Here is a 25,105-nt window from a genome sequence, read left to right on the forward strand (position 1 = left end):
CCGGCATGGACGAGCCGACCCGCACCCACGCGTCGTACTGGATCGAGACGGCACCGCCCGGCGACCCGGCACCCCCGCCGGCCGGCGACCTCACGATCGACGTCGCCGTCGTGGGTGCGGGCATCGCCGGGATCGCCACCGCCTGGGAGCTGGCCCGGCGTGGGCACGGCGTCGCCCTGCTGGAGGCGGACCGGGTCGCCGCCGGCGTCACCGGGCACACCACCGCGAAGCTCACCGCCCAGCACACCCTGATCTACGACCGCCTGCGCCGCACCCGCGGCAAGGACGGGGCCCACCTGTACGCGACCTCCCAGACGGACGCGATCCGGCATGCCGCCGAGGTCGCGGACGAGCTCGGCATCGACTGCGACTGGGAGGAGACGGCGGCCTACACCTACACCCAGGACGGCGACCGTACCGACGAACTGCGGGCGGAGGCCGACGCGGCCCGGGAGGCGGGCCTGGCCGCCGAGTACGTGTCCGACACGGATCTGCCGTATCCGGTGGCGGGTGCGGTACGCGTCGAGGGGCAGGCCCAGTTCCATCCCCGCAAGTACCTGCTGGCACTGGTCGCCGACCTGAAGCGTCTCGGCGGCCAGGTGTACGAGCACACGCGCGTGGTCGGGCTCGCCGAGGGCGAACCCTGTGTGCTGACGACCGAGGACGGGGTGAAGGTGAGGGCCGGGAGCGTCGTGGTCGCCACCCACTACCCGATCTTCGACCGGGCGCTGCTGTTCACCCGCCTCTCACCACGGCGCGAACTGGTGGTCGCCGCCCCCATCGACGCGGTCGCCGCACCGAGCGGCATGTACATCACCCCCGAGCAGAACACCCGCTCGGTGCGCACGGCACCCTACGCCGAAGGCAAGCGCCTGCTCATCGTGACCGGCGAGCACTTCACCCCCGGCACGGGCGTCGATGTCGAGGCACGCTTCAAGGACCTGTCCGGCTGGGCGACGGACCGCTTCGGGGAACTCACCTTCACTCACCGGTGGGCCACCCAGGACAACGACTCCACCGACTCCGTACCGCTCGTCGGCCCCCTGCACCCCGCGAGCCGGCACTGCTACGTGGCCACCGGCTTCGGTGGCTGGGGCCTGAGCAACGGCATCATGGCGGGCCGGCTGCTCTGCGATCTGATCACCGGCCGCGAGAACCCGTGGAGCGATCTGTACGATCCCCGCCGGGTGGTGTCCGTCGTCCGCGAGGGCAAGGACTTCGTCAAGCACCAGTCCGACGTGGCACGCCACTTCGTCGGCGACCGGCTCCAGCACCTGCCCGGCCCCTCGGCCGGCTCGGTGGACGACATCGCCCCCGGCGACGGCGCCATCGTCCACGTCTCCGGCAAGCGCTGTGCCGTCCACCGCGACGAGGACGGCAACGTCCACGCCGTCTCCGCGAAGTGCACGCACCTGGGCTGCCTGGTCGCGTTCAACCGCGCGGAGAGGGCATGGGAATGCCCGTGCCACGGATCCCGCTTCGACCCCGACGGCCGTGTCGTACAGGGCCCGGCCGTACGGCCGTTGGAGCAGCGCGACATCTGAGCCGACCCACTCAGCCGCCGACCAGCACGACCTCCAGGGTGCGCGGCCCGTGCACCCCCTCGACCCGGTCCAGCTCGATGTCACTGGTCGCGGAGGGGCCGGAGATCCACGTCAACGGGCGGGCGGGATCGAGGCGTTCGAGGGCCTGCGGGACGGACGACACGACCTGCTCGGGAACCCGTACGACACAAATGTGGTGGTCGGGGACGAGCGTGATGCGCCGCCGGCCCTGGTCGGGGGAGCCGTCCAGGACGATGGTGCCGGTCTCGGCGACGGCCACCGCACACGCCGTGACCACGCTGTCGACCCGGTCCAGTTCGTCCGGTGTGCTCTCCGCCCGGTCCGCGATCCGCTCGGCGTCGGTCGTCGCGAGCCACTCGGGCTCCAGCCCCGGCGGCACGAGCACCGTCTTCGCGCCCCGCGCGGCCAGCATCCCGGCGATCGTCGCCGCGAGATCGGCGGGGGTGCAGCGGTGCACGATCGCGCGGTAGTCCGCCAGGTTCTCCGCCAGCAGATCCACCGTCTCCGTGACACTCCGCTGCCCGTGCTCACGCAGATAGTCCCGCGGCACCGCCCGCTCGTACGACGTCTCGTCGCGCTCTGTGGCCGGTACGTCGGCCAGCGCCCGCCGCACCCGGCCCAGGATCCGTTCCCTGCTGCTCACTTGGCACCGTCCTTTCCACCGCGCGTCCGCTGCCACCAGTCCCGGAAGGGCTCCGCGGGCACGGTCGGCAGATCCCGGGTCTCGCTCCATGCCTTGCCGGGGCCGGGCAGCGTGCGCGGATGCAGACGGCGGGTGCGCGAGGCGAGCCGCTGTCCCGTCCGCAGGGCGCCCGGGTGGCTGAACGCCCAGCGTGCCGCCCGCATCGCGGCCCGCTCGGCGGCATGCCCCTTCGCCGGTTTCAGCACGACCTTGTTGCCGTTCGCGGTCACCTGGCCGCCCTCGACGACCCGCTCCCGCAGATGCACCAGCACCTCGGGGATGTCGATGGCGACGGGGCACACCTCGTAGCAGGCGCCGCACAGCGATGACGCGTACGGCAGCGAGGCGTCGATCTCGCTGGTCACGCCCCGCAGTTGAGGGCTGAGGATGGCGCCGATCGGGCCCGGGTAGACCGAGCCGTAGGCGTGTCCGCCCGCCCGCTCGTACACGGGGCAGACGTTGAGACACGCCGAGCAGCGGATGCAGCGCAGGGCCTGGCGGCCGATCTCGTCGGCGAGGGCGTCGGTGCGGCCGTTGTCGAGCAGCACCAGATGGAAGTTCTGCGGACCGTCCTCGTCCGTGGTGCCGGTCCAGGTCGAGGTGTACGGGTTCATGCGCTCGGCCGTGGAGGAGCGGGGGAGGGTCTGGAGGAAGACCTCCAGGTCCTGCCAGGTCGGCACGGTCTTCTCGATGCCGACCACCGAGATCAGCGTCTCGGGCAGCGTCAGACACATCCGCCCGTTGCCCTCGGACTCCACGACGACCAGCGTGCCGGTCTCGGCGACCATGAAGTTGGCGCCGGAGATGCCGACCTTGGCCCGTAGGAACTTCTCGCGCAGGTGCAGTCGTGCCGCCTCCGCCAGCTCGGCGGGCGTGTCGGTGAGCCCCTCGGGTGCCGGGCGGCCCCACTCGCTCATCTCACGCTCGAAGATGTCCCGGATCTCGCCCCGGTTGCGGTGGATCGCCGGGACGAGGATGTGCGAGGGGCGGTCCTTGCCCAACTGCACGATCAGCTCGGCGAGATCGGTCTCGTAGGCGCGGATGCCCTCCGCCTCCAGGGCCTCGTTGAGCCCGATCTCCTGTGTGGCCATCGACTTGACCTTGACGACCTCCGACTCGCCGGTCATCTTGACGAGTCGGGCCACGATGTCGTTCGCCTCGTCGGCGTCCGCGGCCCAGTGGACCGTGCCGCCCGCCGCCGTGACCGACTCCTCCAACTGCACGAGATACCGGTCGAGATGACGCAGCGTATGGTCCTTGATCCGCTTCCCGGCCTCCCGCAGCTCCGCCCAGTCGGACACCTCCGCGACGGCCTTGGCCCGCTTGCCGCGGATGGTGTGCGTGGCGTGGCGCAGATTGCCGCGCAGGGTCGTGTCGTGCACGGCCTCGTGCGCGGCCTTCGGAAAGGCCGGCATTCCTACGAACGTCCCGCTCATTCGGCCGGCTCCTCCTCCGTGCTCGCCAGGATCTCCGCGATGTGCACCGGCCGCATGCCCGTCCGCAGCCGCGCCATCGTCCCGCCGATGTGCATCAGACAGGAGTTGTCCGCCGCGCACAGCACCTCGGCGCCCGTCGACTCGGCGTTGCGCACCTTGTCCGTGCCCATCGCCGCAGAGACATCGGAGTTCTTCAGCGCGAAGGTGCCGCCGAAACCGCAGCACTCCTCCGCGCCCGGCAGCTCCACCAACTCCAGCCCCTTGACGGCCTGGAGGAGCCGGCGGGGCCGGTCGGCGAGCCCCAGCCCGCGCAGCCCGTGACAGGTCGGGTGGTAGGTCACCTTGTGCGGGTAGCAGGCGCCCACGTCCGTCACCCCCAGCACGTCCACCAGGAACTCCGTCAGCTCGTACGTCTTCGGCACCACCGGTGCCAGGGTCGCCGCGAGGGTGTCCCCGCGCCCCTCGGCGCGGGCCCGCTCTCCCATCCGTGGATACAGCTCGCGCACCATCGCCCCGCACGATCCGGACGGGGTGACGATCGCGTCGTACTCCCCGAAGACATCGGAGAAATGCCGGGCGAGCGGCTCGGCCTCATGGCGGTAGCCGGTGTTGTAGTGGGCTTGTCCGCAGCAGGTCTGGGCCATCGGGAAGTCGACGTCGACGCCCAGCCTGGTCAGCAGTTTCACCACGGCGCGCCCGGTGTCCGGATAGAGCGTGTCGTTGACACAGGTCAGGAACAGGGCGACACGCATCGCGGCTCCTTGTGATCGATCATCGGATGAGTGCAGGGTAATGCGGACACGCGGCCCGGGGGAGACCCCGCTCACCCTCGGGTGAGGTTCACCATCGGGTGAGCCGGGCCTCCGCCTCGCTCCAGCGCGCCGCGTCCCCCCGCGGCTCGTACCGGGTCAGCGGCTGCGTACGGGTGAGCAGGCGCCGGCCGTCGCCGAGGTCCCCGACCAGCCCGTGGGTACGCGCCTGGACCAGGACGTTCCCGAGGGCGGCGGCCTCCGTCGGGCCCGCCACCACCGGCAGCCCGCACGCGTCGGCGGTCAGCTGGCACAGCAGGGCGTTGCGGGTGCCGCCCCCGACGACATGCACGACGTCGACGGGATGGTCGGCCAGCCGCTCGGCGTCTCGGACGGCGCGCCGGTGGGCCAGGGCGAGCGAGTCGAGGATGCAGCGTGTGATCTCGGCGGGCGAGGCGGGCACCGGCTGCCCCGAGGCACGGCACGCCTCGGCGATCCGCTCCGGCATCCGGCCCGGCGCCAGGAACGCCGCGTCCCCGGCGTCCACGACCGACCGCAGGGCCGGCACCTTGGACGCGTCGAGCAGCAGCGCGCCCAGATCGGGCTCGCCCCACGCCCGTACACACTCCTGGAGCAGCCACAGCCCCATGATGTTCCGCAGATACCGGACCGTGCCGTCCAGCCCGAGCTCATTGGTGAAGTTGGCGGCCCGGCTCTCTTCGGTGAGCACGGGGGCGCCCAGCTCGAGGCCCGCCAGCGACCAGGTGCCGGTGCAGATGTACGCGAACCGCTCGCCCTCGGCCGGGACGGCGGCCACGGCGGAGGCGGTGTCGTGCGACCCGACCGCCGTCACCGGCACCGGACCACTCAGCCCGGTCTCCTCCAGCACCTCCCCGCGCAGCACCCCCGCAAAGTCGCCGGGCTGCCGCAGCGGCGCGAACAGGTCCAGGTCGATCCCCAGCCGCGAGGCGACGTCGTACGACCAGTTCCGTGTCCGGGGATCGATCAGCTGGGTGGTGGAGGCGTTGGTGAGCTCGGTGCCCTGCTCACCGGTGAGCCAGTACGCCAGCAGGTCGGGGACGAGCAACAGCCGCTTGGCGTACGCCAGTTGGGCGGAGCCGCGGGCGGCGGTCAGCTGGTACAGGGTGTTGAAGGGGGCGTACTGCAACCCGGTGGCGGCATACAGCTCCTCTGCGGGGACGGTCGCCCACACCTGCTCCGCGACCCCCTCCGTCCGGGAGTCCCGGTAGTGCACGGGATTGCCGAGCAGCGCCCCGTCGGCGTCCAGCAGCCCGTAGTCCACGGCCCAGCTGTCGATGCCTACGGAGTCGACCTGCCCGGCCGCCCGCAGCCCGTCCAGCACCCCCGCGTACAGCCCGAGCACGTCCCAGCGCAGCCCCTCCGGCACGCGCACCGGCCGGTTCGGGAAGCGGTGGGCCTCGCTCAGCTCCAGCGAGTCCGGGCCGACGCGGCCGACCATGACGCGCCCGCTGGACGCCCCGAGGTCGACCGCGGCGTACGATTTCACGGCCGTGCTCACCGCAGGAAGGCGGCCGCGACGCCGGCGTCGACCGGGATGTGCAGCCCGGTGGTGTGGGTCAGGTCCCCGCCGGTCAGGGCGAAGACGGCGTTCGCGACGTGGTCCGGGAGCACCTCACGCTTGAGGATCGTGCGCTGGGCGTAGAACTCGCCCAGCTTCTCCTCCTCGACCCCGTACACGGCGGCCCGCTTGGCACCCCAGCCACCGGCGAAGATCCCGGACCCGCGCACGACACCGTCCGGGTTGATCCCGTTGACGCGGATGCCGTGCTCACCCAACTCGGCTGCCAGCAGCCGCACTTGGTGAGCCTGGTCGGCCTTGGTGGCCGAGTAGGCGATGTTGTTGGGCCCGGCGAAGACGGCGTTCTTGGAGGCGATGTAGACGATGTCACCGCCCAGCTCCTGAGCGATCATCACGCGCGCCGCCTCCCTCGACACGAGGAACGAACCACGGGCCATGATGTCGTGCTGCAGGTCCCAGTCCTTGGCCGTCGTCTCCAGCAGCGGCTTGGAGATGGAGATACCGGCGTTGTTGACGACCAGATCCACACCGCCGAAGGCGAGCACACCCGCCTTGAAGGCGGCGGCGATCTGCTCCTCCGACGTGACGTCCACGGCGACCGCGACGGCCTTGTCCGGCCCGCCCAGCTCCTCGGCGACGGCCTGGGCGTTCTCGGCGTTGAGATCGGCGATGACCACACACGCGCCCTCGGCCACCAGGCGGTGCGCGATGGCCTTCCCGATCCCGCTGCCGGCGCCGGTCACCAGCGCGACCCGCGTCGCGAGCGGCTTGGGCTTCGGCATCCGCTGGAGCTTGGCCTCCTCGAGGGCCCAGTACTCGATACGGAACTTCTCGGACTCCTCGATGGGCGCGTACGCGGAGACAGCCTCCGCCCCCCGCATCACATTGATCGCGTTGACATAGAACTCACCCGCGACCCGCGCGGTCTGCTTGTCCTTGCCGAAGCTGAACATGCCGACACCCGGAACCAGCACGATCGCCGGATCGGCGCCACGCATGGCGGGGGAGTCGGGCAGGGCGTGCCGCTGGTAGTAGGCGGCGTACTCCTCGCGGTACTCGGCGTGCAGCTCCTTGAGCCGGGCGACGGCCTCGTCGAGCGGAGCGGCCGGCGGCAGATCCAGGACGAGCGGCCGCACCTTGGTCCGCAGGAAGTGATCGGGGCAGGAGGTCCCCAGCGCGGCCAGCCGAGGGTGCTCGGCCCGGGCCAGGAACTCAAGCACCACGTCGGAGTCATTGAAGTGCCCGACCTGCGCCTTGTCCTGCGAGGCGATCGCACGGACATACGGTGCCAGCGCCGCGGCCCGCTCCCGCCGCTCGGCCTCGGCCAGCCCCTCGTACCCCTCGATGACGCCCCCGAAAGGCTCCGCCTTACCCTTCTCCGCCAAGAACTTCTCGGCGGTCCGGATGATGTGCAGCGAGTTCCGCTCGCACTCCTCGGAGGTGTCACCCCACGCGGTGATCCCGTGCCCACCGAGGATGCACCCGATGGCCTGCGGGTTCGCCTCCTTCACGGCGGCGATGTCCAGCCCGAGCTGGAACCCGGGCCGCCGCCACGGCACCCACACCACGCTGTCCCCGAAACACTCGGCGGTCAGCTTCTCCCCGTCCGCGGCACAGGCGAGCGCGATACCGGAGTCCGGATGCAGATGATCGACATGCGCCGCCTCGACGAGCCCGTGCATGGCGGTGTCGATGGACGGCGCCGCCCCACCCTTCCCGTGCAGGCAGTAGTCGAAGGCGGCGACCATCTCGTCCTCACGCTCGACGCCCGGATAGACGTCGACCAGCGCCCGCATCCGATCCAGCCGCAACACGGCCAGCCCTGCTTCGGTGAGCGTCCCGAGGTCACCCCCGGACCCCTTGACCCACATCAGCTCCACATCACCACCGGTGACGGGGTCGGTGTCGGTGCCCTTGGCGGACGCGTTTCCGCCGGCGTAGTTGGTGTTACGGGGGTCGGAGCCGAGCCGGTGAGAGCGAGCGAGTAGGGCGGCGGCTTCGGGATGGGGAGCCATGTGTTCTCAGTCCTTAGCAGAAAGATTCAGTACGTTTCTGATGAGCGCGCCATCGGGGGCGCGGCGGGATCAGGCGCGAAGCGCCGATCCCCCAGGGGCGCGGGGCGGTGTTGCATGTGCGGCTACCACCGCGCGGGCGCGACCAGCCACATCCGGCCCGCAGCCCGCGTACGACAGATCTGGGCAGACGCTCACGCCCCCCAACCGGCCTGCTCCCCACCAACCCGCTCGGCCACGATCTTCTCGGCCCAGCCGGACCGGCGGTACGCGGACATCGGGTCGCCGTCGAGACCCATCTCTTCCCGCACCTCACGCAGCAACGGCCGCACATCGGTGTTGTACGCGTCCATCAGCACGGCATTCGCCTCGAGCACATCACCAGAGGCCTGCGCCGCAGCCAGCGCCGACCGGTCGACCAGCAACGCCTTCGCCGTGGCCTCCTGCACATTCATCACGGACCGGATGATCGCCGGAATCTTCGCCTCGATGTTGTGGCACTGGTCGAGCATGAACGCGACCTCGGGGGAGAACCCACCCCCACGCACGACCTCGTACATGATCCGGAACAACTGGAACGGATCCGCCGCCCCCACCATCAGGTCGTCATCCGCATAGAACCGGGAGTTGAAGTCGAACCCTCCGAGCTTCCCCTCCCTGAGCAGCGTCGCGACGATGAACTCGATGTTGGTCCCCGGCGCATGGTGCCCGGTGTCCACGACGACCTGCGCCTTCGGCCCGAGCTTCAGACAGTGCGCGTACGCCGTCCCCCAGTCCGGCACATCCGTCGAGTAGAAGGCCGGCTCGAAGAACTTGTACTCGAGCAGCATCCGCTGCCCCTCGCCCAGCCGCTCGTACACCTCGGCCAGCCCTTCGGCCAACCGATCCTGCCGCGCCCGGAGGTCGTCCTGCCCGGGGTAGTTCGTCCCGTCCGCGAACCACAGCTTCAGATCGGCGGAGCCCGTCGCGTCCATGATGTCGACGCACTCCAGCAGATGATCGACGGCCTTCCGTCGCACCACCGCGTCCGGATGACAGATGCTGCCCAGCTTGTAGTCGTCGTCCTGGAAGGTGTTGGAGTTGATCGCGCCCAGCTGCACGCCACGTTCTTCGGCGTGCTTGGCCAGCGCCGCGTAGTCGTCGACCTTGTCCCACGGAATGTGCAGGGCGACGGTGGGCGCGACACCGGTGAACGCGTGCACCTGCGCCGCGTCGTCCAACTTCTCCCGCGGCGTACGCGGCACGCCCTGCTGGGCGAACACCTTGAACCGCGTCCCCGAGTTCCCGTACGCCCATGACGGCGTTTCGACTGCCTGGGTCTTGAGTGCGGCCTTCACCGCGGCGAGCTCGGTCACTGAGGGCTCCTGTGACGTCGGGACGGAAGTCGGACGGTGGACAACTGAACCGCTTCTCTGTGAAACGATTCAAGACGGGAACGTATGAGTCGACTGGTGGGGTGTCAACCCCCGCGGCCCAGGCTGTTTGCCGTGACTCCCCCGTGACCTTTGTTCATCGAAACTTTTTCGACACGGACCCATTGACGTGACTTGCGCTCCGTGTCTAACGTCCCGGCAACCAAGTTGAAACCTTTCACGACGCCGAGAGGGCCGTCCCGCCGGCGTCGTCGAGGAGCCCCCATGACCCACCCGTCCACCACGGGTCCGGCCCCGGTTCTGGCGCTCAGGGACATCTCGAAGTCCTTCGGCGCGGTCCGCGCCTTGCGGGACGTCTCCCTGGAGCTGTTTCCCGGGGAGGTGCACGCCCTCGCCGGGGAGAACGGCGCGGGCAAGTCGACCCTGATCAAGACGCTCGCCGGAGTGCACAGGCCGGACGCCGGCCAGGTGCTGCTCGACGGTGCGCCCGTCGTCTTCCACGGCCCCGGTGACGCCCGCGACGCCGGCATCGCCGTGATCTACCAGGAGCCGACCCTCTTCCCCGACCTGTCGATCGCCGAGAACATCTTCATGGGCCGCCGGCCACGGCGCGCCCTCGGCCGCATCGACCACAAGGCGACGCACTCCGCGACCCTGGCGCTGATGCAGCGGCTCGGCGTCGAGCTCGACCCCGACCGCCCCGCGCGCGGCCTGTCCATCGCCGACCAGCAGATCGTCGAGATCGCCAAGGCGCTCTCCTTCGACGCCCGCGTCCTGATCATGGACGAGCCGACCGCCGCCCTCACCGGCAGCGAGGTCGCCCGGCTCTTCGGAGTCGTCCGCACCCTGCGCGAGCAGGGCGCCGCCGTCCTCTTCATCTCCCACCGGCTGGAGGAGATCTTCCAGATCTGCCGGCGGGTGACCACCCTGCGCGACGGCGCCTGGATCGCCAGCGAGCCGCTGGCCGGCATGACCGAGGACGATCTCGTCCGCCGGATGGTCGGCCGTGACCTCGACGAGCTCTACCCCAAGCAGGACGTGAAGCCGGGCGAGGTCGCCCTGAGCGTGCGCCGGCTGACCCGTGAGGGCGTCTTCACCGACGTCTCCTTCGACGTACGGCGCGGCGAGATCGTCGGCCTCGCGGGACTGGTCGGCGCGGGCCGTACGGAAGTCGCGCGGGCCGTGTTCGGCATCGACCGCTGGGACGCCGGTGAGGTCGAGGTGGACGGACGCAAGCTCGTCAGCGGGGCCCCGTCCACCGCCATGGCCTCCGGACTCGCCCTCGTCCCCGAGGACCGGCGGGCCCAGGGCCTGGTGATGGACATGTCCATCGAGCGCAACATCGGCCTGACGGGTCTTCGTACGACCGTGAAGGCCGGCCTCATGGACCGCGGTGCCGAACGCAGCCGCTCCCTCGACTGGGCCGTCAAACTCCAGGTCAAGTACGCGCGGATCGCCGACACGGTGAACACCCTGTCCGGCGGCAACCAGCAGAAGGTCGTCCTCGCCAAGTGGCTCGCCACCGGCCCGAGGGTGCTGATCGTCGACGAGCCCACCCGGGGTATCGACGTCGGCACCAAGGCCGAGGTGCACCGGCTGCTCAGCGAGCTGGCCGCCGGCGGCGTGGCCGTCCTGATGATCTCCTCCGACCTGCCCGAGATCCTCGGCATGGCCGACCGCGTGCTCGTGATGCACGAGGGCCGGCTGACCGCCGAGATCCCCCGCTCCGAAGCCACCGAGGAAACCGTGATGGCCGCAGCAACGGGGAGGGCAGCCGCATGACGGTGACCGCTCCCGACGAGGCCCCTGTCACCGACGTGCCCAAGTCCAGCGGCACCCGTCTCGTCGACCGCGTCTTCAAGATGCGCGAACTCGCCATCCTGGCCGTCTTCGTGGTGATGATCGTCATCACCCAGCTGGGCAACAGCCAGTTCCTCACCGAGCAGGGCATCAAGGACCTGCTGCTGAACGCGACGATCCTCGTGCTCGTCGCCACCGGTCAGTCCCTGGTCGTCATCACCCGCAACGTCGACCTGTCGGTCGGCTCCACGCTCGGCATCAGCGCCTTCGCCGCCGGTACCTACCTCCAGGGCGGCGGCAACCCGGTCGTCGCCGTGCTCCTGGCCATCCTGATGGGCGTCGGCTTCGGCCTGCTGAACGGCCTGCTCGTCAGCCTCGGCCAGGTGCCCGCGCTCGTCGTCACCCTCGGCACGCTCTACATCATCCGCGGCATCGACTCCATCTGGGTCGGCTCCCGCCAGATCACGGCGGCCGACCTCCCGGACGGCTTCGTCGACTTCGGCTCCGGCGGTATCTCCGCGGTGCCGTGGCTGGCGCTGATCGCCGTCGCCGTCCTGGTGGCGACCGCGTACTACCTCAAGCACTACGGCAGCGGCCGCGAGCTGTACGCCCTCGGCTCCAACCCCGAGGCCGCCCGGCTCGCCGGCATCCCCGTCCGCAAGCGGATCCTCGCCGCGTACACCTTCTGCGGTGCGCTGGCCGGACTCGCGGGCGCCATGTACCTGGCCCGGTTCGGCAACGTCGACTCCGGCACCGGCAACGGCTACGAACTCACCGTCGTCAGCGCGGTCGTGGTCGGCGGCGTCGTCTTCACCGGCGGCTCCGGCAGCGTCTACGGCGCGGCGCTCGGCGCGCTGCTGCTGACCTCCATCAACAGCGTGCTGCCCGCCCTCGGCGTCAGCTCCGTCTGGGTCCTCGCCATCAACGGCATCCTGCTCATCCTCGCCATCGCGGTCGACCGGATCGTCGCCCTGCGCGTGGCCAACGCCCTGAAGAAGAGGAACGCCCGCCATGGCTGACTTCTCCCTGAGCCGAGCGATCCGATGGGACACGGTCGTAGGCACTCTTCTGATCGTCGTGCTCCTGCTGTCCTTCGGAACGGTCGACGGTTTCGGAAACGCTCTCAACCTGTCGTTCCTGATCGGAAACACCCTTCCGATCGCGATGATCGCCCTGCCGATGACGCTCCTGGTCGTCTCGGGCGAGATCGATCTCTCGGTCGCCTCGACCGCCGGTCTCTCCGGCGCCGTGATGGGCGCCCTGTGGAACCAGGGCATGACGATCGAAACGATCATCCCGATCTGCCTGGTACTCGGTGTGGTCTGCGGACTGATCAACGGTCTGCTGGTGACCAAGCTGGGACTGCCGTCCCTCGCCGTCACCATCGGCACCCTGGCCGCCTACCGGGGCATCGCACAGATCGTGCTCGGCTCCGACGCGGTGACCGACTTCCCCACCCAGTACCTGGACTTCGCGGCCGGACGCATCGGCGACACCTTCATCCCGTACGCCTTCCTGCCCTTCCTGGTCCTGCTCGCGATCGCCGTGGTCGCGCTGCACGCCACCCCGTTCGGGCGGTCGCTGTTCGCGATCGGCGCGAGCGAGGAGGCGGCCCGCTTCGCCGGGATCCGCGTCAAGCGGCAGAAGCTCATCCTGTTCACGGTGACCGGCCTGATGGCCTCTCTCACCGGGATCTTCTGGGCCCTGCACTACGCCAGCGCCCGCTACGACAACGCCACGGGGCTCGAACTCTCCGTCGTGGCGGCCGTGTTGCTCGGCGGCATCGACTTCGACGGCGGCAAGGGCACGCTCGGTGGTGCGATCGCGGGAGTCTTCCTGCTCGGCGCGCTGCAGAACGTGATGAGCCTCCAGGACGTCTCCGCCCAGTCGCAGATCGTCGTCACCGGCGTCCTGCTGGTCCTCTCCGTGCTCGGCCCCCGGGTCGCACGCCAGATCTCCGTCGCGAGGGCGGCACGCTCCGCTGGAAAGGCCGTCTGAAAGCTTCCGGCCGTCTGTGGCTGGTCGCGCCCACGCGGCGGTAGCCGCATATCGAAACAGCCCCGCGCCCCCAGGGGCATCCACTCACCCTCGTCAATAAGGATCCGACATGCGCAAGGCATCCATCCGCCGTACCTGCGCGGCCCTCGCCGCCGTCACCTCGCTCGCCCTGGCCGCCACCGCGTGCGGCGGTACCACCAAGGAGGACGTCAAGAACGAGGGCGCCTCCGCCGCCACCGACGGCAAGGCCGACCCGAACGCCGAGCTGAAGAAGGGCCTGACCGTCGGCTTCCTGCCCAAGCAGGTCAACAACCCCTACTTCACCTCCGCCGACAAGGGCGGCGAGGCGGCCCTGAAGGAGCTGGGCTCCAGCTACAAGGAGGTCGGTCCGTCCAGCGCGACCGACACCGCCGGCCAGGTCTCCTACGTCAACACGCTCACCCAGCAGCAGGTCGACGCGATGGCCGTCTCCGCGCAGGACCCGGGCGCCCTGTGCACCGCGCTCAAGCAGGCCATGAAGAACGGCATCAAGGTCGTCACCTACGACTCCGACACCACCCCCGACTGCCGCAACGCCTTCGTCTCGCAGGCGTCCGCCGAGGACCTGGGCCGCACCGAGGTGCAGCTGCTCGCCGAGCAGATCGACTACAAGGGTGAGATCGCAGTCCTGTCCGCCGCACAGACCGCGACGAACCAGAACGTCTGGATCGACTTCATGAAGGAGGAGCTGAAGGACCCCAAGTACAAGGACATCAAGCTCGTCAAGGTCGCCTACGGTGACGACGACGCCCAGAAGTCCTTCCAGCAGACCCAGGGCCTGCTCCAGGAGTACCCGAACCTGAAGGGGATCATCTCCCCGACCACCGTCGGCATCAAGGCCGCCGCACAGTACCTGTCGGGCTCCAAGTACAAGGGCAAGGTCAAGCTGACCGGCCTCGGCACCCCCAACGACATGCGCAAGTACGTCAAGAACGGCACCGTCGAGGCGTTCGAGCTGTGGGACCCGGCGAAGCTCGGCGAGCTGGCCGCCCGTACCGCCGTCGCCCTGTCCTCCGGGCAGATCACCGGCAAGGAGGGCGAGACCTTCAAGGCCGGCGACATGGGCGAGTACACCATCGGCAAGGACGGCGTGATCAGCCTCGGCAAGCCGACCGTCTTCGACGCCAAGAACATCGACCAGTTCAACTTCTAGACCCTGGAGGGTCGCTGATGCAGCGCGTGTGCTTCCTGCTGAAGGTCCGTCAGGACCGCTTGGACGAGTACCGCGAGCGGCACGCCGCCGTGTGGCCGGAGATGCTCGAAGCGCTCTCCGCCACCGGCTGGCACAACTACTCGCTCTTCCTGCGGGAGGACGGCCTCCTGGTCGGCTACCTGGAGACCGAGGACTTCGCCGCCGCCCAGGCCGGCATGGAGGCCGCGGAGGTCAACGCCCGCTGGCAGAAGGAGATGGCGCCGTTCTTCGAATCGCTGGACGGCGCCCGGCCCGACGAGGCCATGAAACCGCTGACGGAAGTGTTCCACCTCGCCTGACCCTTCCTCGTACCTCGCCGACAATGGAGTCCCCCGAGATGAAGAGACGTACGCTGCTGGGCGCCGCCCTCGCTGGAGCCGTGATGACCCCCGCCCTCGCCTCAGGCACCGCCCGTGCCGCCGACCCAGGGCCCTCGGTCACCCTGACCGGCACCACCACGCTCGACACACAGGCCATCTTCTTCGTCTCGTACGACGGTCTGGTCAACAACAACTCCTTCCAGAAGAACGGCCTGCTGACCTACAAGGGCTACCAGTACGCGGTCTGGTACACCGCCGACCGCAACGCCGTCGTCGGCCGCCGCGCGCTCGGCTCCACCACCTGGTCCACGGTCAAGGTCGGCCACACCCTGCGCTACAACGACTCCCACAACGTCATCTCGATGGGGATCTCGAAGGTCGACGGCCGGCTCCACCTCAACATGGACTCGCACAGCGACGGCTTCACCTACGTCAAGTCGGTCGCCGGTCTCGTGGACAACCCGGCCGGCCTGAGCTGGATCGCGAGCTTCGGAGCCCCCCAGTCCACCCTGGACGGCCTCGCGCTCACCTCGCAGTTCACCTACCCGCAGTTCATCTCCACGCCCGACGGCCAGCTCCAGCTCAGCTACCGCGTCGCCGTCTCCGGCAACGGCCGCAACGCCCTTGCCGAATACAACGGTTCGACCTGGACGAACCTCGGCGAGTGGAGCAGCTCCACGGGTACGTACACCAGCGAACACGGCTCCTCGACCGCCCGCAACATGTACCTGCACGGCATCGACTACGACAAGAACGGCCGGCTGCACTCCTTCTTCACCTGGCGTGAGCAGAACGGCGCCGTGATGTGCAACGGCGGCGGGATCAGCAACCACGACACCGGCTACGTCTACTCCGACGACCGCGGCCGCACCTGGCGCAACAACGCCGGCACCGTCGTCGGCACCACCGGCGGCTCCGACAAGGTCACCGTCACCGACAGCGGCCTGGTGATCGACGCGATCAACGCGGACCACTCCCTGATGAACCAGGAGAGCCAGTTCACCGACTCCGCCGGCCTGCCGCACGCGATCATCAGCTACGTACCCGGCCGCTTCGGACAGTGCACCACCAACTACGTCGCCGACCGCACCGCCAACGGCCGCGCCTTCCACGTCCGCAAGAACTCCTCCGGCACCTGGCAGAAGACCGAGATCCCGGTCCCGCTGAACTCCAGCCAGCGCACCAAGCTGATCCTGGACAAGTACGACAACGCGTACGCGATCTTCCCGTTCTGCCGGATAGCGGGAGCCTCCAAGGCCTCCGGATACACGGACTGGACGGTGCTGTACGACGGCGTCACCGCCGGACTCAACGCCTTCGGCGAGGTCGTGATCGACGAGACGCGCGTCGCGCAGGACAACTTCCTGTCGATCATGTACCAGGAGAAGTCCAGCGGTACGACGCCCTCGGCGCTGCGCAACCTCAACTTCCGCCTTCCTGCCTGACCACAGCCGTTGTGGGCGGCATGACGGTAATGTGCCTTCCCGCCGCCCCACGTCTCAACGAGTCTCTCTGGAGGTCCCTGCCCGATGACCCAGTCGGTGGGTATCAAGGACGTCGCCCGCGCCGCCGGAGTCTCCGTCGGCACGGTCTCGAACGTCATCAACCGCCCGGACGCGGTCGCGACCGAGACCCGGGCGCGCGTGCAGTCCGCGATAGACCGGCTGGGCTATGTCCGCAGCGAGTCCGCGCGCCAGCTGCGCGCGGGCCGCAGCCGCATCATGGGGCTGCTCGTCCTCGACATGGGCAACCCCTTCTTCGTCGACGTCGCGCGCGGCGCCGAGCGGACCGCACGCGACGCCGGACTCGGCGTCATGGTCTGCAACAGCGCGCAGAGCGCCGGCGAGGAGGCCGAGTATCTGTCGCTCTTCGCCGAGCAGCGGGTGCGGGGCGTGCTGCTGACCCCGGCCGACGCCACGGGCCGCAACATCGACACGTTCCGGCGGCACAACATCCCCTTCGTCCTCGTCGACCGTGTCGCCGAGGGCACCACCGAGTGCTCGGTCTCCGTCGACGACGTCGCGGGCGGCGCGCTGGCCGTGCGCCATCTCGTCGACGCCGGACACCGCTCCATCGCGTACGTCAGCGGCCCGCCCGGCCTCAACCAGGTCCGCGACCGCCGCACCGGCGCCCTGAACGCGCTGGAGGAGGCCGGCCTCGGCCCCGACTCCCTGCGTGAACTGCCCACCGAGCGGCTCGACGTCGCCGCCGGCCGGGACGCCGGCGCCCGCCTGCTCGGCCTCGCCGACCGGCCCACCGCCGTCTTCTGCGCCAACGACCTGCTCGCCCTCGGCGTCCTCCAGGCCATGTACGCCGCGGGTGTCGACGTCCCCGACGACCTCGCGATCGTCGGCTACGACGACATCGAGTTCGCGGCCGCCGCGGCCGTCCCCCTCACCTCCGTACGGCAGCCCGCGGTCACCATGGGCACGCTCGCGGCGGAGATGCTGCTGGAGGAGACGGAGGAGGAGACCGGCACGAAGAAGCACGAGCACCGGCGGGTCGTCCTGCAACCGGAGCTGGTGGTACGGCGGTCCAGTCTCCCGGCCCGCTGACCCGCCGTTCAGTACGATTTCATGATCCTGGGGCTCGGTCGCGGGACGAACATGTGCTGAACTGGGACGCGGTCCGAAAAACCATCCGTCCCGGGAGCCCTGTTGACCGTCAGCTACCGCCAGCCCGGCGTCGTCCTCACCGACCGCCACTTCACCGTGCCCCTTGACCACGACGCCCCGAAGGGCGAGACGATCGAGCTCTACGCCCGTGAGGTCGTCGCCACCGACAAGGCGCACCAGGACCTGCCGTGGCTGGTCTACCTCCAGGGCGGCCCCGGCTTCGGGGCGAACCGCTTCGTCGGCAAGGGCTCCTGGCTCGGCCGCGCCCTCAAGGAGTACCGCGTCCTGCTGCTGGACCAGCGCGGCACCGGACACTCCACCCCCGCCAACCGCCAGACGCTCCCGCTGCGCGGCGGCCCCGCCGAACAGGCCGACTACCTCACGCACTTCCGCGCCGACTCGATCGTCCGCGACTGCGAGGCGATCCGCCGGGACGTGACCGGCGGCGCTCCCTGGACCGTCCTCGGCCAGAGCTTCGGCGGCTTCTGCACGGTCAACTACCTCTCCACCGCCCCGGAGGGCCTGACCGCCGCCGTCATCACCGGCGGCCTGCCCTCCCTCGACGCCCACGCCGACGACGTCTACCGCGCGGCCTACCCCCGGATCGAGCGCAAGGTCGCCGCGCACTACGCCCGCTACCCGCAGGACGTCGAGCGCGCCCGCCGTATCGCCGACCACCTCCTCGCGCACGACGTGGTCCTGCCGAACGGCTTCCGCCTCACCGCCGAGGCCTTCCAGTCCCTCGGCATCGTCCTCGGCGGCAGCGAGGGCAGCCACCGCCTGCACTACCTGCTGGAGGAGGCCTTCGTCCGCACCCCGCAGGGTTCCGCCCTCTCGGATGCCTTCCAGGAGGAGGTCCAGGGCCTGCTGTCGTACGCGAGCCACCCGCTGTACGCCCTCGTCCACGAGGCGATCTACGGCCAGGACGCCCGCCCCACCGCCTGGTCCGCCGAGCGCGTCCGCGCCGAGTTCCCGCAGTTCGACGCGGCCAAGACACTCGCCGGGGACGGACCGCTGCTGTTCACCGGCGAGACCATCCACCCCTGGATGTTCGACTGCGACCCGGCGCTGCGCCCGCTGCGCGAGACGGCCGAACTCCTCGCCGCCCGCACCGACTGGACGCCCCTGTACGACCCGGCGCGCCTCGCCGCCAACGAGGTGCCGGTCGCGGCGGCCGTCTACCACGACGACATGTACGTCGACACCGCCCACTCCCTCGCCACCGCCCGCGCCATCCGAGGTCTGCGCACCTGGGTCACCGACGAGTTCGAGCACGACGGCGTACGGGCGGGCGGCCCCCGTGTCCTGGAGCGGCTGCTGGCGCTGACGCGCGACGAGGCCTGACGGGAGCGGGACGGCAGGGCGTCAGGGCGCTCGGTTCGGACTCATTGCGCGCTGAGCTGCCAAAACAGCCGATTCTTCACACATTTGGTCAAGTACGGAACGCCATCGGTGTAGCCGGAGCCGTGCGCATCGCCGAGCATGCGCACGGCAAGACTGCGGTGGGTGGACTTCCAGCGCTGGTGCCGGGCCTCCAGCCTGCCGAGTGCCGCGTCGAGCAGAGTCCACTCGGCCTGGCCGAACGCGCCCGCGCCGCGGAGGTCGAGATATGCCTGGGTGATGGTGTCATGCGCGGCGTTTTCCGCCTCGTCCCGCACTGCGGGCACAGACGTGAAGGCAGGGGAATGCAGGCGCGGGGCAGGCGGAAGGCCGCACAGAATCTCGAACCTCTTGTACTGTTCGGACTGAATTGCGCTGGCCCCTTGAGTGAATTGCCGGAATGTGGAGAATTGATCGGCCCGCATCGTGGCGATGATCCGGAACAGTATCGCGGCGCGCTCGAAAACTGCGGTCGCGTGATCTATGCGCTCCACACCTGCTTCCAGTTGCCCGTCGCGCAGCGCTCCGATCGCTGTCCGAATGTCGGTCGCGATCGCCGTGAAGAGCATTTCGTGGGTCTGTAGGAGGCGGATGAAGAAGTATTCGTCATGCAGCACGTACACGGGTTGGACGGTCACGTCGAACCACCGGCCGGCATCCGTCGCCGGCGGCCTGGGCAACTGGTCGACGCCGTCCTCCAGGTCGACGCCGTCCGGTCCGCTGCGATCGGCGACCACGAACCGCACGGCATGACGCAGCCGCTTGCGCAGCGTCACCGGATCCGGACGGCCCCGGGAAGGCGGCTCGGGGGACCCTCCCGCCGTCTCCAACTCGAATCGAATGGCGTCGGACACCAGCAGGGTGGACAGCCGGTCGGGGCTCACCTCGGCGTGCTGGTCGTCCAGGAGGAGTTCCAGGAGCGGCAGCGCAAGATAGGTCCGGTTCCCATAGCGCCCCTCATGTTTGTCCAGCAGGCATTCGAGAAATGCGTCGAGAAAGGAGCAGCGCATGGCATGCCGAGTTCGAATATTGCTCAACTCGGTCAGCATGCGCTCCGACAGGAAGTGCTTCCCGATCTGCCGCACGTGTTCCGTGACCACGCGGGCCATGGAGATTCCATCGAAAGGGGGCCCAGAATTCATTGTCGCTGATCTCCATCCGTGTCGTTGTACGGTACTGGGATCCACTAGGCATGATCGAAGGTCCGCGCGTCATGTCTCGAACGTTCGTGTCTTGACAAGAGCGGGGAGCACCCAAAATGCACTGGGGAGACCGCAGACAGCGGCTTAGGCTGACCCCATGACGGAGCCGACGATCACTCAACTCCAGCCCATGCCCGAGGACTGGCGGCGCGCTCTCGCCGTCGTGGCGCACCCGGACGACCTCGAGTACGGCTGCTCGGCGGCGATCGCCGCCTGGACCGACGCGGGCCGCGAGGTCGCCTACGTCCTCGCGACCCGCGGCGAGGCCGGCATCGACACGCTGGAACCCGCGAAGTGCGGCCCGCTGCGGGAACGCGAGCAGCGGGCGAGCGCCGCGGTGGTGGGCGTGTCCGCGGTGGAGTTCCTCGATCACAAGGACGGCGTGATCGAGTACGGCATCGCCCTGCGCCGCGACATCGCTGCCGCGATCCGCCGGCACCGGCCCGAGCTGGTGATCACGCTCAACCATCGGGACACCTGGGGCGGCGTCGCCTGGAACACCCCCGACCACGTCGCGGTCGGCCGCGCCACGCTGGACGCGGCCGGCGACGCGGGCAACCGCTGGATATTCCCGGAGCTCGGCGAGCAGGGCCTGGAGCCCTGGGACGGTGTCCGCTGGGTGGCAGTCGCCGGCTCCAGCACACCCACGCACGCGGTGGATGCGACGGCGGGTCTGGAGCGCGGGGTGCGCTCGCTACTCGAACACCGCACCTACATCGAGGTGTTGACGGACGAGGACCCGGAGACGTACGCCCGCCGCTTCCTCACCGCGAACGCCGGGGCGACGGGGGAGCGGTTCGGCGGGAAGCCGGCCGTGGCGTTCGAACTGTTCAGCCGGCAGTTCTGAGCGGGGCCGGAGGAGACGGGACATGATGACGGGGGCATGGTGAACGACAAGGAACTGCTGGCGGACCGCTTCGAGGAGCACCGCGGTCATCTCAAGGCGGTCGCCTACCGCATGCTCGGCTCGCTGGCCGAGGCGGAGGACGCCGTCCAGGAGGCCTGGCTGAAGCTGAGCCGCAGCGACGCGGACGACATCGAGAACCTCGGCGGCTGGCTGACCACGGTGGTCGGCCGGGTCTGCCTGGACATGCTGCGCTCGCGCACGCGGCGTCACGAGGAGCCGCTGGACGACACCTTCGTCCCGGACCCCGTGATCAGGCCGCTGGCGACGATCGACCCGGAGCAGGAGGTGCTCCATGCCGACTCCGTGGGTCTGGCCCTGCTCGTCGTACTGGAGGCTCTGGAGCCCGCCGAACGGATCGCGTTCGTGCTGCACGACATGTTCGCGGTGCCGTTCGACGACATCGCGACGATCGTGGAGCGCTCCTCGGCCGCCACCCGGCAGCTCGCCAGTCGTGCCCGGCACCGGGTGAAGGGTGCCACGCCGTCGACCGAGCCCGATCCCGGCCGGCAGCGGCAGGTCCTCGACGCCTTCATGGCCGCCTCCCGCGCGGGGGACTTCGAGGCGCTGCTCGCGGTCCTCGACCCCGGCATCGTGCTGCGGGTCGACTCCGGACCGCTGGTCGGTGGTGCGGCGGCGTCCAAGGTGGTGCGCGGTGCGAAGCCGGTGGCCGAACAGGCCATGCTGTTCCGGCAGTTCGCGCACTACATGCAGTTCGTGTCCGTCAACGGCGCGGTCGGGGTCCTCAACGCCCCGGAAGGCCGGCCGCAGTCGGTCATGGCCGTCACCGTCGTCGACGGCCGGATCACCGAGATGTACATCCTGGCCGACCCCGAGCGGCTGGCCGGCCTCGACCTGCCGGACCTCGCCGGCTGAGTCAGACGGCCACCACCAGTACGCCGACCGTGCGGTGCGGGTCCACGACCCGCCCGTCCGGCAGAAGCTCACCGGTGTCGTCGAAGACGATGGTGCCGTTGCACAGCAGGCTCCAGCCCTGCTCGGGGTGGGCCGACACGATCGCGGCGTTGTGGTGGTCCGGGCTGTCGACGTTCGGGCACGGGGGCCGGTGGCTGCACATGATGTATCTCCTCGGACTCCTCGATCGGGCGTTGCTCCTGCTTCCGTCGGCTCGTATCTCAGTGGTAGCCGAGGTTGTTTTCCGTTGGATGAGGAGACCCCCACAGGCCCGGAATCCCATCGGTGAGTTTTTCGTTCCGTATGCTGAACGGTATGCAAGATCAGATGTTCGAACAGGGTGATCTGCGCGGCGACTGCACCAGCTGCTTCGGGCTGTGCTGTGTGGCCCTGCCCTTCGCCGCCTCCGCCGACTTCGCGGTCGACAAGGCGGCCGGGAAGGCCTGCCAGAACCTCCGCGACGACCACCGGTGCGGCATCCACGACCGGCTCCGGCAGACCGGCTTCACCGGCTGCACCGTTTACGACTGCTTCGGCGCCGGCCAGAAGGTCTCGCAGATCACCTTCGCGGGCCAGGACTGGCGTACGGGCTCCCATGAGCACGCCCGGCAGATGTTCGACGTCTTCCCGGTCGTCCGTCAGCTCCACGAACTGCTCTGGTACCTCACCGAGGCGCTCACCCTGCCCGCCGCCGGTCCCCTGAAGGCCGACCTGCGCCGGATCCTGGACCGGACCGAGGAGCTCACCCGGCAGACCCCGGAGGAGCTCGCGGCGCTGGACGTGGGCGCGCACCGCCAGGAGGTCAACGCGCTCCTGCTCAAGGCCAGTGAGCTGGCGCGGGCCGGATTCGGCGGCCGCAAGAAGAACCGCCGGGGCGCGGACCTGATGGGCGCCCGGCTGCGGGGCGCCGACCTGCGCGGCGCGAACCTGCGCGGTGCCTACCTCATCGCCGCCGACCTGACCGGCGCCGATCTGCGCGGGGCCGATCTCATCGGTGCCGACCTGCGCGACACCGACCTCACCGACGCCGATCTGACGGACGCCTTCTTCCTCACCCAGCCCCAGCTGAACGCGGCCCGGGGCGGCGCGGGCACCCGGCTGCCCGCCTCAGTCAGCCGCCCTGTGCACTGGGCAGCACAGGTCTGACGGCGCGCCCTCGACGGTCCCGGACGGGACGGGCGCCGGGTGCGCGGCGCCCGCCGCCCGCCGCCCGCCGCTCCAGACGCAGCCGCAAGCCCTCCGGCATCAGCGTCAGCCGCTCCGCCACCCGCAGCCGATAGGCCGGGTCGCCCCTGAACTCGTACCGGCGCAGCAGCAGGCCCAGCACCAGCGTGGCCTCGTGCAACGCGAACTGGCGCCCGATGCACGCCCGCGCCCCCGTCCCGAACGGCTTGAAGGTGTGCGGTGGACGCGTCCGTACGGCCTGCGGATCGAAGCGGTCCGGATCGAACCGCTCGGCGTGCGCGCCCCACACCTCGGGATCACGGTGCAGCATCGCCGTGAGCACCAGCGCCCAGCCGCCCCGGCGCATCGGATGGACCCCGCCGAGCACCGTGTCCTCGCGGGCCTCCCGGGCGAAGGCGGGCGCCGTGGGCCACAGCCGCAGCGACTCGTCGAGGATTCGGCGGACGTACCGAAGCCGAGCCACTTGGTCGTAGCCGGGCGTGGCCGTGTCGCCCCATACACGGTCGACCTCGGCGCGGGCGCGCTCCGCGACGTCGGGGTGCCGGCAGAGGTAGTGCAGGGCGAAGGAGAGCGCGCCCGAGGTGGTCTCGTGGCCTGCCACCAGGAAGGTGATCACCTGCCGCCGGACGTTCTCGGGGGACAGCCGCTCTCCGGTCTCCGGGTGCGCCGTCTCCAGCATCCGGCCCAGCAGGTCGCCGTCCCCGTCCTCGCGGCCGCTCGCGGTACGGGTGCGGACCAGGTCGTCGACCGTGCGGTTGAGATGAGTGATATCGGCCTGGTTGCGCTGCGCGGCCCGCCGGAGCAGGAACGGCGCGGGCACGGTGTTGAGGCGCTGCGCATAGGTGAGAGTGCCGACCATCGCCGTCACGAAGGGATGCGGGCGGGTGCGCTCGAAGGAGCCGAAGTCGTGCCCGAACCCGGTGCGCGCGATGGTCTCCAGGGTCAGCTTGGTCATGTCACCGGGGACGTCCACCGCCCGGCCCGCCACCGCCGCGCGGTCCCAGTGGTCCATCAGCCGGTCGGCCACGGACAGCATCATCGGGTGGTAGCCGGCCATGGCCTCCCGGCTGAACCCCGGCGCCAGGACGTCGTGGGCCAGCTGCCAGTTCGGCTCGTGGTTGTACGCCGTGAACAGTCCGTCACCGACGACCGGCCGCAGATTGGCTATGCCGAGCCCGACATGCTTGGCGAAGCGCGCCTCGTCCGCCATGTCGGCCGCGAGTCCGGCGCCCCACACGAACACGAACTCCCGGTTGAAGGCCCTGCGCCGGAAGATCGGCCCCAACTGCCGGGCGTAGCGCAGGGAGTCCTGGAGCGGCGTGCGCCTGCCGGCGCCGAGCACATCGCCGAGCAGCGGGACCCGGCGCGGGGGGTGCGGGATGCGGGACAGCTCCGGCCAGCCGTGCTCGGCGCTGCGGAACCCCTTCGGAAGTCCGGACGCGGTCGTTGTCTCCGCCATGACGCGATCTCCCTTGATCCAGCGGCACGTTGAGCTCGTTGTACGTGGGTTCAATAACGCGGTTTCAGTCTGGTCCCGCTATTGAATCCACGTCAAGTAAAGTGCGGGTATGGCCGCCAACCAGGGCGAGCGCACGCGCCGCCGGCTCAGCACCCAGGAGCGCCGTGAACAGCTCCTGACCGTCGGGGCGCGGCTGTTCTCGGAGAGTCCGTACGACGAGGTGTGGATCGAGCAGGTCGCCGAGATCGCCGGCGTCTCGCGCGGGCTGCTCTACCACTACTTCCCCAACAAGCGTGACTTCTTCGCGGCCGTCGTCGAGCGGGAGAGCGAGCGCATGCTGCGGATGACGGCCGCCGTGCCCGGAGTCCCGGTCCGTGAGCAGCTCGCCGCGGGCCTCGACACGTATCTGGAGTACGTCGAGGCCCACGCCCACGGCTACCGCGCCTTCCACCGTGCCGACGCGGCCGGCGACCAGGCCGTGCGCAAGGTCTACCAACGGGCCCTGGCCGCGCAGGAGAAGCAGATTCTGGCGGCGATGGCGGCGGATCCCGAGTTCGGCCCCGTCTTCGAGGGGCGGCCCGATGTCCGGCTCGCCGTGCGGGGCTGGCTGGCGTTCACCACGGCCGTCTGCCTGGAGTGGCTGCGGGGCGCGGACCTCTCCCGGGAGCAGGTGCGCGACCTGTGTGCCCGCGCTCTGCTGGGTGTCATCACACCCTGA

The 25,105-nt window shown here is 69.9% G+C and carries 21 protein-coding genes and 1 pseudogene; 13 read left to right on the forward strand and 9 right to left on the reverse strand.

The genetic code is table 11. The features are described 5' to 3' along the window. Positions 1-5 precede the first annotated feature (5 nt). Positions 6-1,544 (forward strand): FAD-dependent oxidoreductase, encoded by a 1,539-nt coding sequence (locus tag ABIE67_RS42940; RefSeq protein WP_370266980.1) that lies wholly within the window; start codon positions 6-8, stop codon positions 1,542-1,544. Between the two features lie 10 nt (positions 1,545-1,554). On the opposite strand, the gene ABIE67_RS42945 is transcribed toward ABIE67_RS42940, so the two are convergent. The 6 genes from ABIE67_RS42945 to rhaI form a co-directional block, all read right to left on the reverse strand. Further along, positions 1,555-2,208 (reverse strand): lactate utilization protein C, encoded by a 654-nt coding sequence (locus ABIE67_RS42945; protein ID WP_370266981.1) that lies wholly within the window; start codon positions 2,206-2,208, stop codon positions 1,555-1,557. Further along, positions 2,205-3,683, reverse strand: coding sequence for a LutB/LldF family L-lactate oxidation iron-sulfur protein (locus tag ABIE67_RS42950; protein WP_370266984.1), 1,479 nt, complete (start codon positions 3,681-3,683; stop codon positions 2,205-2,207). The genes ABIE67_RS42945 and ABIE67_RS42950 overlap by 4 nt, the downstream gene beginning before the upstream one ends. Continuing rightward, entirely contained in the window at positions 3,680-4,435 is a 756-nt protein-coding gene (locus ABIE67_RS42955; protein ID WP_370266985.1) for a (Fe-S)-binding protein, read from the reverse strand. Before ABIE67_RS42955 ends, ABIE67_RS42950 begins: the two co-directional genes overlap by 4 nt. Before the next feature lie 88 nt (positions 4,436-4,523). Beyond that, the gene (locus ABIE67_RS42960; protein WP_370266986.1) at positions 4,524-5,960 is read right to left on the reverse strand and encodes a rhamnulokinase family protein; all 1,437 of its coding nucleotides are present in this window, start codon (positions 5,958-5,960) and stop codon (positions 4,524-4,526) included. A gap of 8 nt (positions 5,961-5,968) precedes the next feature. Next, positions 5,969-8,008: a bifunctional aldolase/short-chain dehydrogenase gene (locus ABIE67_RS42965; protein ID WP_370266988.1), complete on the reverse strand. Its 2,040-nt coding sequence runs from the start codon at positions 8,006-8,008 to the stop codon at positions 5,969-5,971. A gap of 191 nt (positions 8,009-8,199) precedes the next feature. Then, complete coding sequence (gene rhaI / locus ABIE67_RS42970) at positions 8,200-9,360, reverse strand: L-rhamnose isomerase (protein ID WP_370266989.1); 1,161 nt, start codon at positions 9,358-9,360, stop codon at positions 8,200-8,202. Positions 9,361-9,642: 282 nt separating this feature from the next. On the opposite strand from rhaI, the gene ABIE67_RS42975 reads away from it, so the two are divergent. From ABIE67_RS42975 to ABIE67_RS43010, 8 genes are all read left to right on the forward strand, one after another. Beyond that, complete coding sequence (locus ABIE67_RS42975; RefSeq protein ID WP_370266990.1) at positions 9,643-11,160, forward strand: sugar ABC transporter ATP-binding protein; 1,518 nt, start codon at positions 9,643-9,645, stop codon at positions 11,158-11,160. After that, positions 11,157-12,197, forward strand: coding sequence for an ABC transporter permease (locus ABIE67_RS42980; RefSeq protein WP_370266992.1), 1,041 nt, complete (start codon positions 11,157-11,159; stop codon positions 12,195-12,197). The genes ABIE67_RS42975 and ABIE67_RS42980 overlap by 4 nt, the downstream gene beginning before the upstream one ends. Beyond that, positions 12,190-13,176 carry an ABC transporter permease gene (locus tag ABIE67_RS42985; RefSeq protein WP_370266993.1) on the forward strand — a complete coding sequence of 329 codons (987 nt, stop codon included), beginning with the start codon at positions 12,190-12,192 and terminating at the stop codon, positions 13,174-13,176. The genes ABIE67_RS42980 and ABIE67_RS42985 overlap by 8 nt, the downstream gene beginning before the upstream one ends. Before the next feature lie 109 nt (positions 13,177-13,285). Beyond that, entirely contained in the window at positions 13,286-14,368 is a 1,083-nt protein-coding gene (gene rhaS / locus ABIE67_RS42990) for a rhamnose ABC transporter substrate-binding protein (RefSeq protein ID WP_370266994.1), read from the forward strand. 17 nt (positions 14,369-14,385) lie between these two features. Further along, positions 14,386-14,706, forward strand: a complete 321-nt coding sequence (locus ABIE67_RS42995) for an L-rhamnose mutarotase (protein WP_217215229.1) — start codon at positions 14,386-14,388, stop codon at positions 14,704-14,706. A gap of 38 nt (positions 14,707-14,744) precedes the next feature. After that, positions 14,745-16,172 carry a BNR repeat-containing protein gene (locus tag ABIE67_RS43000; RefSeq protein WP_370266995.1) on the forward strand — a complete coding sequence of 476 codons (1,428 nt, stop codon included), beginning with the start codon at positions 14,745-14,747 and terminating at the stop codon, positions 16,170-16,172. Between the two features lie 84 nt (positions 16,173-16,256). Then, positions 16,257-17,282, forward strand: coding sequence for a LacI family DNA-binding transcriptional regulator (locus ABIE67_RS43005; protein WP_370266996.1), 1,026 nt, complete (start codon positions 16,257-16,259; stop codon positions 17,280-17,282). 102 nt (positions 17,283-17,384) lie between these two features. Beyond that, positions 17,385-18,686, forward strand: a complete 1,302-nt coding sequence (locus ABIE67_RS43010; protein WP_370266997.1) for an alpha/beta fold hydrolase — start codon at positions 17,385-17,387, stop codon at positions 18,684-18,686. 41 nt (positions 18,687-18,727) lie between these two features. Here ABIE67_RS43010 and ABIE67_RS43015 read toward each other — a convergent pair whose 3' ends face one another. Continuing rightward, positions 18,728-19,831, reverse strand: a complete 1,104-nt coding sequence (locus ABIE67_RS43015) for a tryptophan 2,3-dioxygenase family protein (RefSeq protein ID WP_370266998.1) — start codon at positions 19,829-19,831, stop codon at positions 18,728-18,730. A gap of 190 nt (positions 19,832-20,021) precedes the next feature. On the opposite strand from ABIE67_RS43015, the gene ABIE67_RS43020 reads away from it, so the two are divergent. Both ABIE67_RS43020 and sigJ read left to right on the forward strand, forming a co-directional pair. After that, positions 20,022-20,771, forward strand: a complete 750-nt coding sequence (locus ABIE67_RS43020; protein ID WP_370267000.1) for a PIG-L deacetylase family protein — start codon at positions 20,022-20,024, stop codon at positions 20,769-20,771. Positions 20,772-20,807: 36 nt separating this feature from the next. Beyond that, positions 20,808-21,704 (forward strand): RNA polymerase sigma factor SigJ, encoded by an 897-nt coding sequence (sigJ, locus tag ABIE67_RS43025; protein WP_370267002.1) that lies wholly within the window; start codon positions 20,808-20,810, stop codon positions 21,702-21,704. Between the two features lies 1 nt (position 21,705). Here sigJ and ABIE67_RS43030 read toward each other — a convergent pair whose 3' ends face one another. Next, on the reverse strand, positions 21,706-21,906 hold the full coding sequence (locus tag ABIE67_RS43030) for a DUF5999 family protein (RefSeq protein ID WP_370267003.1): 201 nt from the start codon (positions 21,904-21,906) through the stop codon (positions 21,706-21,708). Positions 21,907-22,046: 140 nt separating this feature from the next. Between ABIE67_RS43030 and ABIE67_RS43035 the strand changes: the two genes are divergently transcribed. Continuing rightward, the gene (locus ABIE67_RS43035) at positions 22,047-22,889 is read left to right on the forward strand and encodes a pentapeptide repeat-containing protein (RefSeq protein WP_370267005.1); all 843 of its coding nucleotides are present in this window, start codon (positions 22,047-22,049) and stop codon (positions 22,887-22,889) included. Here the strand turns inward: ABIE67_RS43035 and ABIE67_RS43040 are convergent. Further along, a pseudogene (locus ABIE67_RS43040) lies at positions 22,851-24,387 on the reverse strand (cytochrome P450). The gene ABIE67_RS43035 and the pseudogene ABIE67_RS43040 overlap by 39 nt on opposite strands. Before the next feature lie 109 nt (positions 24,388-24,496). Between ABIE67_RS43040 and ABIE67_RS43045 the strand changes: the two are divergent. Then, positions 24,497-25,105 carry a TetR/AcrR family transcriptional regulator gene (locus ABIE67_RS43045; protein ID WP_370267006.1) on the forward strand — a complete coding sequence of 203 codons (609 nt, stop codon included), beginning with the start codon at positions 24,497-24,499 and terminating at the stop codon, positions 25,103-25,105.

The sequence above is a fragment of the Streptomyces sp. V4I8 genome (genome assembly GCF_041261225.1).
In the GTDB taxonomy this organism is placed as follows: domain Bacteria; phylum Actinomycetota; class Actinomycetes; order Streptomycetales; family Streptomycetaceae; genus Streptomyces.

Excerpts from the sequence above, each read along its gene's own strand:
- ABIE67_RS43030 (WP_370267003.1), bottom strand. The coding sequence starts at position 21,906 with ATGTGCAGCCACCGGCCCCCGTGCCCGAACGTCGACAGCCCGGACCAC.
- rhaS (WP_370266994.1), top strand. The coding sequence starts at position 13,286 with ATGCGCAAGGCATCCATCCGCCGTACCTGCGCGGCCCTCGCCGCCGTC.
- ABIE67_RS42985 (WP_370266993.1), top strand. The coding sequence starts at position 12,190 with ATGGCTGACTTCTCCCTGAGCCGAGCGATCCGATGGGACACGGTCGTA.
- ABIE67_RS42980 (WP_370266992.1), top strand. The coding sequence starts at position 11,157 with ATGACGGTGACCGCTCCCGACGAGGCCCCTGTCACCGACGTGCCCAAG.
- ABIE67_RS43020 (WP_370267000.1), top strand. The coding sequence starts at position 20,022 with ATGACGGAGCCGACGATCACTCAACTCCAGCCCATGCCCGAGGACTGG.
- ABIE67_RS43035 (WP_370267005.1), top strand. The coding sequence starts at position 22,047 with ATGCTGAACGGTATGCAAGATCAGATGTTCGAACAGGGTGATCTGCGC.
- ABIE67_RS42955 (WP_370266985.1), bottom strand. The coding sequence starts at position 4,435 with ATGCGTGTCGCCCTGTTCCTGACCTGTGTCAACGACACGCTCTATCCG.
- ABIE67_RS42995 (WP_217215229.1), top strand. The coding sequence starts at position 14,386 with ATGCAGCGCGTGTGCTTCCTGCTGAAGGTCCGTCAGGACCGCTTGGAC.
- ABIE67_RS43005 (WP_370266996.1), top strand. The coding sequence starts at position 16,257 with ATGACCCAGTCGGTGGGTATCAAGGACGTCGCCCGCGCCGCCGGAGTC.
- ABIE67_RS43000 (WP_370266995.1), top strand. The coding sequence starts at position 14,745 with ATGAAGAGACGTACGCTGCTGGGCGCCGCCCTCGCTGGAGCCGTGATG.
- ABIE67_RS42950 (WP_370266984.1), bottom strand. The coding sequence starts at position 3,683 with ATGAGCGGGACGTTCGTAGGAATGCCGGCCTTTCCGAAGGCCGCGCAC.
- ABIE67_RS42940 (WP_370266980.1), top strand. The coding sequence starts at position 6 with ATGGACGAGCCGACCCGCACCCACGCGTCGTACTGGATCGAGACGGCA.
- sigJ (WP_370267002.1), top strand. The coding sequence starts at position 20,808 with ATGGTGAACGACAAGGAACTGCTGGCGGACCGCTTCGAGGAGCACCGC.
- ABIE67_RS43045 (WP_370267006.1), top strand. The coding sequence starts at position 24,497 with ATGGCCGCCAACCAGGGCGAGCGCACGCGCCGCCGGCTCAGCACCCAG.
- ABIE67_RS43015 (WP_370266998.1), bottom strand. The coding sequence starts at position 19,831 with ATGGCCCGCGTGGTCACGGAACACGTGCGGCAGATCGGGAAGCACTTC.
- ABIE67_RS42975 (WP_370266990.1), top strand. The coding sequence starts at position 9,643 with ATGACCCACCCGTCCACCACGGGTCCGGCCCCGGTTCTGGCGCTCAGG.
- ABIE67_RS42965 (WP_370266988.1), bottom strand. The coding sequence starts at position 8,008 with ATGGCTCCCCATCCCGAAGCCGCCGCCCTACTCGCTCGCTCTCACCGG.